Source organism: Streptomyces sp. P9-A4, assembly GCF_036634195.1.
In the GTDB taxonomy this organism is placed as follows: Bacteria; Actinomycetota; Actinomycetes; order Streptomycetales; family Streptomycetaceae; genus Streptomyces.
The window spans coordinates 5,673,092-5,687,195 of record NZ_JAZIFY010000001.1 but is presented as its reverse complement, the minus strand read 5'-3'; the positions used below and the strand labels follow the sequence as shown (position 1 = coordinate 5,687,195).

At 72.0% G+C, this 14,104-nt stretch carries 12 protein-coding genes; 9 read left to right on the top strand and 3 right to left on the bottom strand.

Annotated features, from left to right (window positions below):
- Positions 1-227: 227 nt before the first annotated feature.
- A complete protein-coding gene (locus V4Y03_RS25695) occupies positions 228-713 on the bottom strand; it encodes a hypothetical protein (protein ID WP_332436407.1) in 486 nt (161 codons plus the stop codon).
- A gap of 663 nt (positions 714-1,376) precedes the next feature.
- Here V4Y03_RS25695 and V4Y03_RS25690 point away from each other — a divergent pair.
- The 4 genes from V4Y03_RS25690 to V4Y03_RS25675 all read left to right on the top strand — a co-directional run bounded on the left by V4Y03_RS25690 (position 1,377) and on the right by V4Y03_RS25675 (position 6,151).
- Entirely contained in the window at positions 1,377-2,618 is a 1,242-nt protein-coding gene (locus tag V4Y03_RS25690; RefSeq protein WP_332436406.1) for an RCC1-like domain-containing protein, read from the top strand.
- Between the two features lie 15 nt (positions 2,619-2,633).
- Positions 2,634-3,794, top strand: coding sequence for an RCC1 domain-containing protein (locus V4Y03_RS25685; protein ID WP_332436405.1), 1,161 nt, complete (start codon positions 2,634-2,636; stop codon positions 3,792-3,794).
- A 14-nt stretch (positions 3,795-3,808) separates the two neighbouring features.
- Positions 3,809-4,993, top strand: a complete 1,185-nt coding sequence (locus V4Y03_RS25680) for an RCC1 domain-containing protein (protein WP_332436404.1) — start codon at positions 3,809-3,811, stop codon at positions 4,991-4,993.
- A gap of 159 nt (positions 4,994-5,152) precedes the next feature.
- A complete protein-coding gene (locus V4Y03_RS25675; protein ID WP_317875084.1) occupies positions 5,153-6,151 on the top strand; it encodes a TAXI family TRAP transporter solute-binding subunit in 999 nt (332 codons plus the stop codon).
- Between the two features lie 161 nt (positions 6,152-6,312).
- On the opposite strand, the gene V4Y03_RS25670 is transcribed toward V4Y03_RS25675, so the two are convergent.
- Positions 6,313-7,737, bottom strand: a complete 1,425-nt coding sequence (locus V4Y03_RS25670; protein ID WP_332436403.1) for a sensor histidine kinase — start codon at positions 7,735-7,737, stop codon at positions 6,313-6,315.
- 18 nt (positions 7,738-7,755) lie between these two features.
- A complete protein-coding gene (locus V4Y03_RS25665; RefSeq protein WP_317875082.1) occupies positions 7,756-8,469 on the bottom strand; it encodes a response regulator transcription factor in 714 nt (237 codons plus the stop codon).
- Positions 8,470-8,743: 274 nt separating this feature from the next.
- Here V4Y03_RS25665 and V4Y03_RS25660 point away from each other — a divergent pair, with 274 nt between their 5' ends.
- From V4Y03_RS25660 to V4Y03_RS25640, 5 genes are all read left to right on the top strand, one after another.
- The gene (locus V4Y03_RS25660) at positions 8,744-9,541 is read left to right on the top strand and encodes an amino acid ABC transporter ATP-binding protein (protein ID WP_442809630.1); all 798 of its coding nucleotides are present in this window, start codon (positions 8,744-8,746) and stop codon (positions 9,539-9,541) included.
- Positions 9,542-9,594: 53 nt separating this feature from the next.
- The gene (locus tag V4Y03_RS25655; protein ID WP_317875081.1) at positions 9,595-10,416 is read left to right on the top strand and encodes a glutamate ABC transporter substrate-binding protein; all 822 of its coding nucleotides are present in this window, start codon (positions 9,595-9,597) and stop codon (positions 10,414-10,416) included.
- Between the two features lie 120 nt (positions 10,417-10,536).
- The gene (locus tag V4Y03_RS25650) at positions 10,537-11,211 is read left to right on the top strand and encodes an amino acid ABC transporter permease (RefSeq protein ID WP_056556303.1); all 675 of its coding nucleotides are present in this window, start codon (positions 10,537-10,539) and stop codon (positions 11,209-11,211) included.
- Entirely contained in the window at positions 11,208-12,116 is a 909-nt protein-coding gene (locus V4Y03_RS25645) for an amino acid ABC transporter permease (protein WP_332436402.1), read from the top strand. Before V4Y03_RS25650 ends, V4Y03_RS25645 begins: the two co-directional genes overlap by 4 nt.
- A 230-nt stretch (positions 12,117-12,346) precedes the next feature.
- Positions 12,347-14,101, top strand: coding sequence for an FAD-dependent monooxygenase (locus tag V4Y03_RS25640; protein ID WP_332436401.1), 1,755 nt, complete (start codon positions 12,347-12,349; stop codon positions 14,099-14,101).
- Positions 14,102-14,104: the final 3 nt, after the last annotated feature.

Here is a 14,104-nt window from a genome sequence, read left to right as displayed (position 1 = left end):
CGGGAGCGGACGTGCGCGGAGAGGTACGCGGGGACGTACGCGGGGACGTACGCGGGGACGTACGCGGGGACGTACGCGGGGACGTACGCGGGGACGTACGCGGGGACGTACGCGGGGTGCGGCTCGGTCGCCCGGCTCCCTTCGGACGGGCGGGAGCGGGGGACGTGCGCGGGCGCGGCCCCGGGACCGGCTTCCGGGCGGGAGCGGGGACGGTGCGCGGGGTGCGGTCAGTCGCCGAGAAGGCCGCAGAGCTGGTCGACCGGGAAGGGGGACCGGCCCGGGTCGGTGGATCCCTGCGGCAGCGAGCCGGGGAAGGACTCGCAGGTCGAGGTCACGGCCTGGGCCGCGTTGTTCGCCGGCTCGGGCTCGTTCGAGGAGATGGTGTCGGTCATGTCCTTGAGGCCCTGCTCCTCGGCGGCGCCCTTGCCGCCGGTCAGCTTGCCCATGCAGGAGGAGGAGTCGGGCGGGCACTCCTCCAGCTTCTTGCCCGCGTCCTTGATGTCCTTGTCGGCCTTGCCGGCCGCCTCCTTCGTCTTCTTCTGGTCCTCCTCGATCTTCTTCGCCTGCTCGGCGTTGTTCTCCTTGTCCTGGCAGGCCTGGTCGTCGGGCTTGCACTCCTCGGCGTGGGCGCCGGTGGCCAGGGGCAGGGCGAGAGCGGCTGCGAGGACGGTCGCGGTCAGCACACGGCGTGCCGACGCCTTCAGTACGGGCATGGGAACTCCCTTGGGACAGGGGTGAGTTGGAGTGCTCGGGTGGGGACGCCAGGGGCGGACAGGGGACTGTCCTCAAGATCACCGAGCGCATCCCGACGCTAGCCGCCGGGGCCCCGGCACCCCGGCGCGACACACGGCGCGGCGCGCACCCCGGGGGCCGCTCACCACTTCGGCGGAGCGCACTCGGGGCCGCCCCGACGGCCGGGTCCGGGCGGGCCCGGGGGCCGGTCCCGGGACCCGCCGGTCCACCCGTTCGTAGGGATTCGGGGGTACGGGCGAGAGGGCGGCCGACCGTAGGCGGCGGGGCCTCTCACTCCCCCGGCCGCCGCCGTTCGGCGGCCCGCCGGACCCTCGGCGGAGCCGTCCCGGCACGGCCCGCTCCGGGGGCGAGTGCGCCCCCCGCTCACCACCCCGAACGGAGGTCCGGCAAACGGGTGTTTCAGCGATTCCGGCTCGCCCCGGTGATCATTATCGGACAGTCTGCTCATGTGCCCGGCGGCCCGTCCCGGCCGTCACACCAGGCCTTGGGCGACCCGTGCCTGGGGTCCCGGCACGCCGTGTTCGCATGACCCGCGACCGGCTCCGTACGCCTCCGCCCTCCCCGCGGACGCCACGGGCCGGCCGCCGCGCTCCCGTATGTCCCCGTCGAAGGAGAGCAGAGCCATGTCCCGTTCACGACCCTTCCCCCCGCGCGCGGTCCCTCCGCGCACCGGGCGGCGCGCCCGGCCGTTCCTCGCCGCCGTCCTCACGGCCGCCGCGCTCACCACCCTGCCCGCGCTCGCCCCCGCCGCGACCGCCAACGAGGGCAACCCGACCGTGCTGAGCTGGGGTGCGGGCCGCACCGGCCAGCTGGGCAACGGCACCCTCGCCGACAGCCTCAGCCCGACCTCGGTCACCAGCCTCTTCCGCGGTGATGTGGACCAGATGTCGGCCGGCGGCACCTCGTCGGCCGACTCCTTCGCCCTCGCCCGTACCGACAAGACCGTCAAGTCCTGGGGCCACAACTCCTCGGGCCAGCTCGGCAACGGCGGCAACACCAACCAGACCGTGCCGACCACCGTCCCGCGCCTGACGAACATCAAGGACATCGCGGCAGGCGGCAAGCACGCCCTGGCCCTCGACACCAGCGGCCAGGTCTACTCCTGGGGCGACAACGCCTACGGCCAGCTCGGCAACAACCGCACCGGCGACAGCCGCACCGTCCCCGACCGTGTCCAGGGCATGCCCAAGGTGAAGCAGATCTCGGCGGGCTGCGACTTCAGCCTCGCCCTCCTGGAGAACGGCAAGGTGTACGCCTGGGGCCGCGGCATCCACGGTCAGCTCGGCACCGGCAGCCGCGCCACCAGCTCCGTACCCCGGCAGGTCGTGGGTCTGGAGAACATCGTGGAGATCGACGCGGGCTGCTACCACGCACTCGCCCTGACCTCCGACGACACGGTCAAGTCCTGGGGCTACAACCTCTACGGCCAGCTCGGCAACTCCTCCACCAAGTCCTCCACCGTCCCCGTGGACGTCGACTGGGTGGAGGGCGTCTCGGACATCGAGGCGGGCGCCTTCCACAACTACGTGAAGACCAGCGACAGCCACGTCTGGGGCTGGGGCAACAACCAGTACGGCCAACTCCTGGAGTCCGACGAGGCCTTCGACTCCAACGTCTCCCGCACCAACCGCACGGCCCCGGTCGAGATCCCGCGCCTCGAAGGCGTCCAGCACCTCGCGGCGGGCGCCCGGCACGGCGTCGCCGTCACGGCGGACGACGTCTTCACCTGGGGCAACAACAGCGAGGGCCAGCTCGGCAACGGCACGACGGTCTCGCGCTACGAGTCGGTGAAGATCCTCAACGAGGGCTCGGCGATCAAGAACGTGGCCGTCTCCCTGGGCGGCAACACGACGTACGCGTACTGAGCGGGGCGTGCTCCGATGACGTACGCGTTCGTACGCGGTGTCACCGCCGCCACCCTCGCGCTCCTCGTCCTCGCCGTGTCCCCCGCCCACGCCGAGCCCCGGGACCCGCTGGTGCGGGCCTGGGGCGCGAACCAGGGCGGTCAGCTCGGCAACGGCACCACGGTCGACCAGCAGACCCCGGCGGCCGTCCAGGGGCTCGCCCGCGCCTCGGTACGCGAGCTGTCCGGCGGTGGCAACAACACCCCCAACGCCTTCGCCGTGGCGCTCCTCACCGACGGCACGGTCCAGTCCTGGGGCGGGAACCTCGCGGGCCAGCTCGGCGACGGCACCGCCGTGAGCCGGCCGTTCCCCGCCGCCGTGGCCGGACTCTCCGGAGTCACCGAGGTCGCCGCCGGCTTCCAGTCCGCCTACGCCGTCCGCGGCGGCCGGGTCCTCGCCTGGGGCGACAACACCTACGGCCAGCTCGGCGACGGCGGCACGACGGCGGCCGTGCGACCCGTGCGGGTCCAGAGCCTGAACAAGGTGAAGGACGTCGCCGCCGGCTGCCAACACGTCGTCGCCCTCCGGGAGGACGGCACCGTCTGGACCTGGGGCCGTGCCCACTACGGCCAGCTCGGCCTCGGCGACACCACCGACCGGAACACCCCGAAACGAGTCCCCGGCCTCACGGACGTCGTCGAGATCGCGACCGGCTGCAACCACGTGCTCGCCCGGCTCGCCGACGGCACCGTACGGGCCTGGGGCTACAACATCAACGGCCAACTGGGCAACGACAGCCAGGAGGGCGCGCCCTCACCGGTCGAGGTGCGGCATCTCGACGGCGTGGCCCGGGTCTACGGCTGCGGCTTCCACAGCTTCGCCGTGCTCGACGACGGCTCGGTCCGCGCCTGGGGCTGGAACGGCCGCGGCCAGCTCGGCGACGGTTCCACCACCTCCCGCACCACCCCGGTCCCCGTACCCGGTCTGGACGAGGTCACCGACATGGCCGGCGGCTGGGGACACACCGTCGCCGCCCGTTCCGACGGCTCCGTCCTCGCCTGGGGCGAGAACGCGGCCGGCCAGCTCGGCGACGCCACCACCACCGACTCCCCCACCCCGGTCACCGCACTGCCCGCAGGCAGCGGCGCGACCCGCGTCTCGACTGCCCCCACCGGCAAGTCGAGCTACGCCTACTGACCCGGAAGGTCCCCATGCACCACAGCAAGCGCATCACCCTGCTCGCCGCCGTCACTGCGGTCACCGCCCTCGCCGCTCCCTCCCTCTCCGCCCACGCCGCCGCCGGCACCGACCCCTGGGTACGCGCCTGGGGCGAGAACGCCCAGGGCCAGCTCGGCAACGGCAGCGTCCTCGCCCAGCAGACCCCCGCGGCCGTCACCGGCATCACCCGCGACGACGTGCGCGAGATGTCCGGGGGCGGTGGCGGAGCCGCCGCCGCCGCGAACGCCTTCGCCGTCGCGCTCCTCAAGGACGGCACCGTCAAGAGCTGGGGTTCCAACACCACCGGCCAGCTCGGCAACGGCACCACCACCGCCCAGAGCTTCCCCGCGACCGTCACCGGACTCTCCGGGATCGCCGAGGTCTCCGCGGGCCTCAACCACGTCCTCGCCGTCAAGGGCGGCCGGATCCTCGCCTGGGGCAGCAACGCCTCCAAGCAGCTGGGCACCGGCCAGGACACCACCAACCCGTACAGGACCCCCATCCCGGTGCAGAGTCTCGACAAGGTGAAGGACGTCGGAGCGGGCTGCGACTTCAGCGTGGCGCTCCGGCAGGACGGCACGGTGTGGACCTGGGGCAAGGGTGACAACGGGCGCCTGGGCACCGGCAACAACACCACGCGCGAGACCCCGCAGAAGGTCCCGGACCTGATCGACGTGGAGTCGGTCGCGGTCGGCTGCGACCATGTGATCGCACTCACCGCCGACGGCACCGTGAAGGCCTGGGGCAAGGGCGCCGAGGGCCAGCTCGGCAACGACTCCACCGCCGACAGCAACAAGCCCGTCGACGTCGCCTACCTCGACGCGGTGGCCCGGATCTTCGCCACCTCCGCGTCCGGCTTCGCCGTCCTCGACGACGGCAGCGTGGCCGGCTGGGGCAAGAACACCGACAGGCAGCTCGGCGACGGCACGAACGCCAACCGCACCACCCCGGTCGTCCTGGACACCCTCAAGGGCGTCCAGAGCATCGCGGGCGGCGCGGACTTCACCCTGGCCGCGCTCGACGACGGCTCGGTGATCGGCTGGGGCGCCAACGGGGCCGCCCAGCTCGGTGACGGCTCCACGACGGTGCCCACGGGCACGACCACGGCGCTGCCGCCGGGCAGCGGCATCACGCACGTCACGACGACGATGACGGGCAAGTCGGGCTTCGCGTACTGACACCGCCGTCCGGCGCCGTCCTGGGCCGCGGCATCCCGCGTCCGGTGGTGCCCAAACAGCTTCTGATGCCGTCCGCCCGCGCGGGACCCTCGCCGGCCCCGCGCGGGCGGACCTCTGTGACGCTGGCCAGAAACCGCACCCGGCTGGCACTATCGCCGCATGTCCGCCTCGCTCTCCCGCGCCGTCCGCCGCCGTGTCCTGGCGGTCTCGGCCGCGCTGCTCGCGGTGTGCGGGGTACTGGTGTGGTGGCTGATGCCCTTCGGTCCCCCCGTGCCCAGCGGCACGGTCACCTTCAGTACGGGTGTCCCCACCGGCGTCTACCAGCGGTACGGCGAGCTGCTCCAGCAGGCCCTGGCCAAGGACCTCCCCAAGGTCTCGATACGGCTCAAGGACAGCGAGGGCTCCCAACAGAACCTGGCCCGGGTGGCCTCCGGCGAGGCCGATTTCACCGTGGCGACGGCCGACGCGGTGGCCCAGTACCAGCGGGAGCGCAGGCCGGGCTTCGAGCGGCTGCGCGGCTGCGCCCGCCTCTACGACGACTACGTGCAGCTCGTGGTGCGCAAGGGCTCCTCGGTGCAGTCGGTACGGGACCTGCGCGGTCTGAAGGTGGGCGTCGGCCAGGACGGCTCCGGCGTGCGGCTGATCGCCGACCGGGTCCTCGCGGCGGCGGGCCTCGCCCCCGTACGCGACATCGAACCGGTCTCCGCGGGCATCGACACCATGCCGGGGCGGCTGGAGCGGGGCGAGCTCGACGCCTTCTTCTGGTCGGGCGGCCTGCCCACCGAGGCGGTCCAGAAGCTGTCCGAGCGCACCCCGGTCCGCCTGATCCCGCTGGACGCGGGTCTCGTGGCCCGGCTCCACGACGTGGGCGATTCGACCCGCCACTACCGGTCGGCGGTGATCCCGGCCGACGCGTACGCCAAGGCGCAGGACGGCCGGCCGATCGAGACCCTGGCGGTGGCGAACCTGCTGGTCACGACGGTGGAGGCCGATACGGACCTGGTGGAGGGCTTCACCCGTACGGTGATCGGGAGCCGGGACGGCATCGGCAGGCGGGTCCACCCGGCCCAACTGGTGGACCTCAGGACCGCCGTCTACACGGAGCCCCTCCCCCTTCACGACGGCGCCCGCCGCTACTACCGCTCGGTGAAGCCCTGACGGGGTGGCACTGCCGGTGCCCCGGCCCTGCGTCGGGTCGCCCCTACCTTTCGGTAGCCCGTACCGCCCAGTAACCCTTACCGCTCAGTAGCTCTTACCGTTCAGTAACCTATACCGCCCGGTAAGCCCTACCCTCCGTAGCCCCTGCCCATCCGTAAGCCCTACCGCCCGGTGAACCCCTCACGCTCCCCGTCCGGCGCCTGCCGGGGAACCGTCACCGTCACCCGCAGCCCGTGCGGTTCGTTCGGTGCGAAGGCGATGCCGCCGCCGCCCGCCGTGAGCAGGACGCGGGTGATGGAGAGGCCCAGGCCCGATCCCTTGATGTTCTGGTGCCGGCCCGAGCGCCAGAAGCGGTCGCCGACCCGGCTCAGCTCCTCGTCGGTGAGGCCGGGGCCGTGGTCGGCGACGACGACGGACACGTCCTTCCCGCCGGGGACCAGGGAGACGGCGACCGAGACCTCCTCGCCGGCGGGTGTGAACTTCAGCGCGTTGTCGATCACCGCGTCGAGCGCGCTGGAGAGCGCGACCGGGTCCGCCCACCCCGTGACCGCCCCGCACTCCCCGGTGAGCGCGACGCCCTTGTCGTCGGCGACCGGCCGCCAGGACGCGACCCGCTCGGCGGCGAGCGCCCCGACATCGGTCAGCCGCAGCTCGGCAGCCGCGTGCTCGGCGAGCGCCAGGTCGAGAAGGTCGTCGAGGACCTGCGAGAGGCGCTTGCCCTCGGTCCGTACGGAGGCGATCTCCTCGTTGCCCTCGGGGAGCTCCATGGCGAGCAGCTCGATCCGCAGGAGCAGCGCGGCGAGCGGGTTGCGCAGTTGGTGCGAGGCGTCGGCGACGAAGGCCCGCTGCTGTTCGAGGGCCTCCTCGACGTTGTCGGCCATCTCGTTGAACGAGAGCGCGAGGCGCCGCAGTTCGGGCGGCCCTCCGGTCGCGGCGACCCGGGAGTTCATGCGTCCGGTGGCGATGTCGTGGGTGACGGAGTCGAGGACGCGGACCGGCCGCAGCACCCACCCGGTGAGCCGGAACGCCGCGCCGACGGCGAGCAGCATGGCCGCCGCCTCGCCCGCGAAGATCAGCAGCCAGCCGCGCAGGATTCGGCTCCGCAGCGGCCCGGTGGGCGAGTCCGTGACGACGACGGCGACGACGTCCCCGTCGCGGACGACCGGGGAGGCGATGGTGAGCCGGGCATCGCCCTGCCAGGGCCACACCTGGGGCGGGTCGTGGCTGCGGCGGCCGAGCAGCGCCTCGTTGAAGGCGCGCCGGCCCTCTCCGTCGTACGGGACGACCCAGTCCTCGGGGGCGGCGGCCATGGACCGGTTGTCGCGGTAGAAGATGCCGGCCCGGATCCCGTACACGTCGTGGTAGCTGGCGAGTTCGCCGCCGAGGGTGGCCCGCCGCTCGTCGGTTCCGGGGCTGGTCTCGCTGACGAACTGGGCGAGCGCGGCGAAGCGCGCGGCGTCGTCGAGCCGGTCGACGACGACCCGCTGCTGTTCGGCGGCGGCGAGGCTGGCGGCGAGCGGAAAGCCGAGGGCGAGCAGGACGCCCGCCATCAGGACGATGAGCAGCGGAAGGAGGCGGGTGCGCACGAAGGAGCCGTCCGGCGGTTACGCGGCGGGGGCGACCAGGCGGTAGCCGACGCCCCGCACGGTCTCGATCAGGGCGGGCATCCGGAGCTTGGAGCGCAGGGAGGCGACGTGCACCTCCAGGGTGCGGCCGGTCCCCTCCCAACTGGTGCGCCAGACCTCGCTGATGATCTGTTCGCGGCGGAAGACGACTCCGGGGCGCTGGGCGAGGAGGGCGAGCAGGTCGAACTCCTTGCGGGTGAGCGCGATGCTCTCGCCCTCGACGCTGACCCGCCGGGTGGGCAGCTCGATGGTGACGGAGCCGAGCCGCAGCTGCGTGCCGTCGGCGGGCGCGCCGCTGCCCGCCGCCTCCTCGGGGCCGGCGTTGCGCCGGCTGACGGCGTGGATGCGGGCGAGGAGCTCGCCGGGGTCGTAGGGCTTGACGACGTAGTCGTCGGCGCCGAGGTTGAGCCCGTGGATCCGGGAGCGTACGTCGCCGCGCGCGGTGACCATGATCACCGGAGTGGTGGTGAGCTTCCGGATGCGGCCGCAGACCTGGTAGCCGTCCTGGTCGGGGAGACCGAGGTCGAGCAGGATCACCCCGTACGAGGGGCGCTCGCCCTGCGCGGTGGGCAGCACGGCCTGGAGCGCCTCCTCGCCGCTGCGGGCGTGGGTGACGGTGAACCCGTGCTTGGCGAGGATCGCGGAGAGGGCGGCGGCGACGTGGTCGTCGTCCTCGACGAGCAGCAGTCGCATACGTACCTCCTCCGTGGTGACGGGCTGATGAGCCGCTCTCTGTGTACCAGGTGGTACCAGGGCATGAACACCGAACATCGGTGCCACAGTCAAGTGTCCCCCTGTGACGGCGGCGTTTCCGTTATGCAGCCGGTACCGCCCGGGGTGTCCCGTTCACGCACTGTGTCCGGTCGCGGCCGGATCGTTATCCTCAATTTCCGCTCAGATGTGATGACGGTCGTCACATCGGGTCTCTAGTGTCCTCCCCAACCGAGGAGGACGGAGCAAGAGGCCGATGAGCGGAGAGTCAGTGTCCAAGTCCGTGCCCAGGGGGCCCGAGGACACCCCGCGTGCCACGGACGACCTGGTCGTACTGTCCGGCGTGAACAAGCACTTCGGCGCACTGCATGTCCTCCAGGACATCGATCTGACGATCACCCGCGGCGAGGTCGTGGTCGTCATCGGACCTTCCGGGTCCGGCAAGTCGACGCTGTGCCGCACGATCAACCGGCTGGAGAGCGTCGACTCCGGCACCATCACCATCGACGGCAAGCCGCTGCCCGCGGAGGGCCGGGAGCTCGCCCGGCTGCGTTCCGACGTCGGCATGGTCTTCCAGTCGTTCAACCTCTTCGCGCACAAGACGGTGCTCGAGAACGTGATGCTGGGCCAGATCAAGGTCCGGAAGACGGAGAAGAAGGCCGCCGAGGAGAAGGCCCGCACCCTGCTCGACAGGGTCGGGGTCGGCACCCAGGCCGACAAGTACCCGGCTCAGCTCTCCGGTGGCCAGCAGCAGCGCGTGGCCATCGCCCGCGCGCTCGCGATGGGCCCGAAGGTGATGCTGTTCGACGAGCCGACCTCCGCGCTCGACCCCGAGATGATCAACGAGGTCCTCGAGGTCATGCAGCAACTGGCGCAGGAGGGCATGACGATGGTGGTCGTGACCCACGAGATGGGCTTCGCCCGCTCGGCCGCCAACCGGGTCGTCTTCATGGCCGACGGGCGCATCGTCGAGGAGGCGACGCCCGAGGAGTTCTTCAGCAACCCGCGGAGCGACCGGGCCAAGGACTTCCTCTCCAAGATCCTTCACCACTGAGCGAGTTCGGGCCTATCCTTCCCAACTCACTTCTATCCAAGGGACATTCCTCGATGATGCTTCGTCGCACCTCCGCCGCCGCCGCGGCCGCCGTCGTCCTCGCCCTGACCGCCACCGCCTGTGGCAGCGGCTCGGACTCCGGCAGCAACGGCGACAAGATCACCATCGGCATCAAGTTCGACCAGCCCGGCCTGGGCCTGAAGACCCCGGACGGCACATACGCCGGCTTCGACGTCGACGTCGCCCGCTACGTCGCCAAGGAGCTCGGCTACTCCGAGGACAAGATCACCTTCAAGCAGGCGCCGAGCGCCGAACGCGAGAACCTGATCAAGAACGGTGACGTCAAGTTCGTCGTCGCCAGCTACTCGATCAACGACAAGCGCAAGAAGGAGGTCGACTTCGCCGGTCCGTACTTCCTGGCCCACCAGGACCTGCTCGTGCGCGCCGACGACAGCTCGATCACCAAGGTCGAGGACCTCAACTCCAAGAAGCTCTGCTCGGTCACCGGCTCGACCTCCGCGCAGAACGTCAAGGAGAAGCTGGCCCCGAAGGCCGACCTCCAGCAGCTCGGCGGCTACTCCGAGTGCCTGACCGGTCTGGAGAACAAGGCCGTCGACGCCCTGACCACCGACGACTCCATCCTCGCGGGCTACGCCTCGCAGAAGGAGCACCAGGGCAAGTTCAAGCTCGCCGGTCTCCGGATGAGCGACGAGAACTACGGCATCGGCGTCAAGAAGGGCGACGACGAGCTGCGCGGCAAGATCAACAAGGCGCTGGAGAAGATGGTCTCCGACGGCACCTGGGAGAAGCTCGTCAAGCAGAACTTCGGCCCCTCCGGCTACAAGTACGAGCCCGCGCCGAAGGTCCAGAACTGACCTGACCCGCTCCGGCCGTGACGGCCACCCCGCACGCGGGGCGGCCGTCGCACCGGCACCGGCCGCCGCCCACGCGTCGGCCGTCCCACCGACCGACCACCAGGGGAGAGCGCGGGCATCGTGTTCGACTTTCTTGATTCCGGGCAGTACGACCTGCTCGGCGCCTTCTGGGTGACGGCGCAGCTCGCCCTCTACTCGGCGATCGGCTCGCTGATCTGGGGCACCGCCCTGGTGGGCATGCGAGTGAGCCCGGTCCCCGTGATGCGCGCCTTCGCCGCCACATACGTCAACCTCGTCCGCAACACCCCGCTGACCGTGGTCCTCGTGGCGTGCTCGTTCGCCCTCAACCAGACCCTCGACGTCAAGCTCGGCGGCAGCACGTTCGAGGAGATCGGCTTCCGGCTCGCCGTCCTCGGACTCACCGCGTACACGGGCACGTTCGTCTGCGAGGCGCTGCGCTCGGGCATCAACACCGTTCCGCCGGGCCAGGCCGAGGCCGCCCGCGCACTGGGCCTGAGCTTCACCCAGGTCCTGACCCTGGTGGTGTTCCCGCAGGCCTTCCGCGCGGTGGTGACCCCGCTCGCGAACGTCCTCATCGCCCTCACCAAGAACACCACGGTGGCCTCGGCCATCAGCGCCGCGGAAGCGGCCCTCCTGATGAAGGAGATGGTCGAGAACGAGGCGGACGCGCTCTTCGCCGTCTTCGCCGTCTTCGCGTTCGGCTTCATCCTCCTCACCCTCCCCACCGGCCTGCTCCTGGGCTGGGCGGCCAAGCGTCTGGCGGTGAAGCGATGAGTTCCGTCCTGTACGACACGCCCGGCCCCCGCGCCAAGCGGCGGAACGTCCTCTACACGATCGTGTTCCTGGTCGTGCTCGGCCTCGTGGCCTGGTGGGTCCTCTCGGCCATGGCCGACAAGAACCAGCTCGACGCCGACAAGTGGAGCCCGTTCGTCACCGACTCCCGGGTCTGGACGACGTATCTGCTGCCCGGTCTGACGGAGACCCTCAAGGCCGCCGCGCTCTCCATCGTGATCGCGTTGCCGCTCGGCGCCCTCCTCGGCATCGGCCGGCTCTCCGACCACCGCTGGGTACGGGTGCCCGTCGGTACGGTCGTCGAGTTCTTCCGCGCCATCCCGGTACTGCTCCTGATGATGTTCGCGGCTGCCCTGTACCGGGAGTTCACGACCATCAGCTCCGACTTCCGCCCGCTGTACGCGGTCGTCACCGGCCTGGTGCTCTACAACGCCTCCGTCATCGCCGAGGTCGTCCGGGCCGGAGTGCTCTCGCTGCCCCGCGGCCAGGGCGACGCGGCCGAGGCGCTCGGCATGCGCAAGGGCCAGACCATGCTGTACGTCCTGCTCCCCCAGGCCGTGACCGTCATGCTCCCGGCCCTCGTCAGCCAGCTCGTCGTGATCGTCAAGGACACCGCGCTCGGCGGCGCCATGCTCGGCTTCGGGGAGCTTCTCAGCCAGAACCGGCAGATCACGGCCAACTACGGCGCCAACACGATCGCCACCTTCACGGTCATCGCGCTGATCTACATCGCCATCAACGCCATCCTCACCCACCTCGCCGGCCGCCTGGAGCGGCGCCTGCGGCAGGGCAAGAAGTCGGCCGCGGTGACCGTCCCGGCCCAGGGCGGAGCAGTCGACGCCCAGGCCGGAGCCACCCAGACGAAGACCGACGCGGTCAGCGGCTGACACGCCGCGGAGGTCCACGGGACGACAGCGGCGGCCGGTCCCGAAGGGTTCCGTAGGGCGTTCGGGGTGGGCCGGAGCGGTACCGACTTCAGGTCGGCCGCACCGCGCCCACCCTGTCACTTGACGCAAGCACCCTCAATAGGTTGCATACGGTCTGTGATCAAGCACCGGGCTCGTGCCACACTCAGCTGTGCTGCCCCCATGACCGTCCGGCCTTCAGGAGCCGCGCCGTGGACCCGGTGATCATCGTGGGCGCTGGGCCGGTCGGCCTCGCGCTCTCCCTCGCGCTCGCCGCGCAGGGCGTGCCCAGCGTCGTCCTCGACGAGGGCACCGGCAAGGACGAACCCCGCCCCGCCCGCAGCGTCGTCCTGCGCGCCGACACGGCCGCCATGGTCGAGCGGCTGGGCTGCACCACCCTCCGTGACGAGGGCGTCCGCTGGGTCGGCTGGCGCGGCATGCGCCGCCGTCAGGTCGTCCGCCATCTCGCCCTCGACCTGGGACTCGGCGGTACGGAGGAGTGGTCGGAGGACCCGGCCTCGCCCTCCGCACCGGCCGCTCCGCTGCACATCCCGCAGCACGCCCTGACGCGCGGACTGCGCGACGCCATCTCCCGCCAGAAGCTCGTCGAACTCGTCACCGAGGCCCGGCTCGACACCATCGAGCAGGACCGGGACGGGGTCGTCGCCCACACCCGTGGCCCGGAGGGCACCTGGTGGCGCGGCAGCCACCTCGTCGGCTGCGACGGCGCCCGCTCGACCGTCCGCAAACTGCTCGGCATCCGCTTCCCCGGCCGTACGGCGGTGGAACGCCACGCCGTCGCCGCCCTCCGTACCGAACTCCCCTGGCCCGGCGAGGCCCTGTTGCACCGTCAGCCCTCGTGGCGCGGCGCGGCCGAGGAGATCACCGCCCGCCCGCTGCCCGACGGGGTGTGGCGGATCGACTGGCTGCTGCCTCCCCGGGGCGACCTGGTCACCCCCGACGCGCTGGTCGCCCGCATCCGCGAGACCCTGGCCGGCTGGTGCGACGGGGTGACGCCCCCGTACGAACTCATCGACACCGGCGTGCACACCCTGCACCAGCGACTCGCCCGCCGCTGGCGGGTCGACCGGGTCCTGCTCGCCGGGGACGCCGCCCATCTGCTGGGCGCGGTCGGCACCCAGGGCCTCGACGAGGGGTTCAGGGACGTCGACAACCTGGCCTGGAAGCTCGCCCTCACCTGGCACCACGGCGCCTCGGACCGTCTGCTCGACAGCTACCAGAGCGAGCGCCGGTCGGCCGTCGCCCACCGGCTGCGGGCGGCGGACCAGTCGCTGCCGGTCCTGCGCGGCGGCGGAGGCCTGCGGACCTATCTGCCGGGCGCCGGACGGGGGCACGACGCCCTCCTCACCGACGGCCACGTGGGGCGAGGCCCGCTCGGCGCGCCCCCCGCGTACCCGCACTCCCCCCTCGCGCCGGCACCCACCGAGGGACGGATCCCGGTGGGCACCCCGACGGGCGCCCCGGTCGAGGACGTCCGCGTGACCGCCCCCGACGGCACGACCGTACGGCTCAGGGACCGGCTCGGTCAGGGCCGTCTCCTGGTCCTCCTGGTCGCCCCGGGCACCGGGGTGTGGGACCGCCGCCACTGGCGCGGCGCGGGTGTGATGCCCCGGCTCGAAGAGGCGGTACGCGCCCTCCCGGCGAAGGCCGAGGTCCTGGTCACGGAGGCGTACCCGGGCGCACCGGCCCACGCCGTCCTGTTGGTACGGCCCGACGGGCACCTGGTCGCCGCGTTCTCCGGGGTCCGCCCCGAGGAGCTGTATGCGGCGGCGGACGCGGCGCGCGGCGGCTCACCGACGGCGGAGGCGGATTCGGAGGCGGATTCGGACGAGGGTCCGGGCGCGGGCACGGGTGCGGAGGCGGAGCCCGGCTCGAAGGCGGCTTCGGCGGCCGGATCCGCCGCCGGAGTGTCCACGGGGAGTGACCGCACAGCGGACATGCGTTGATTC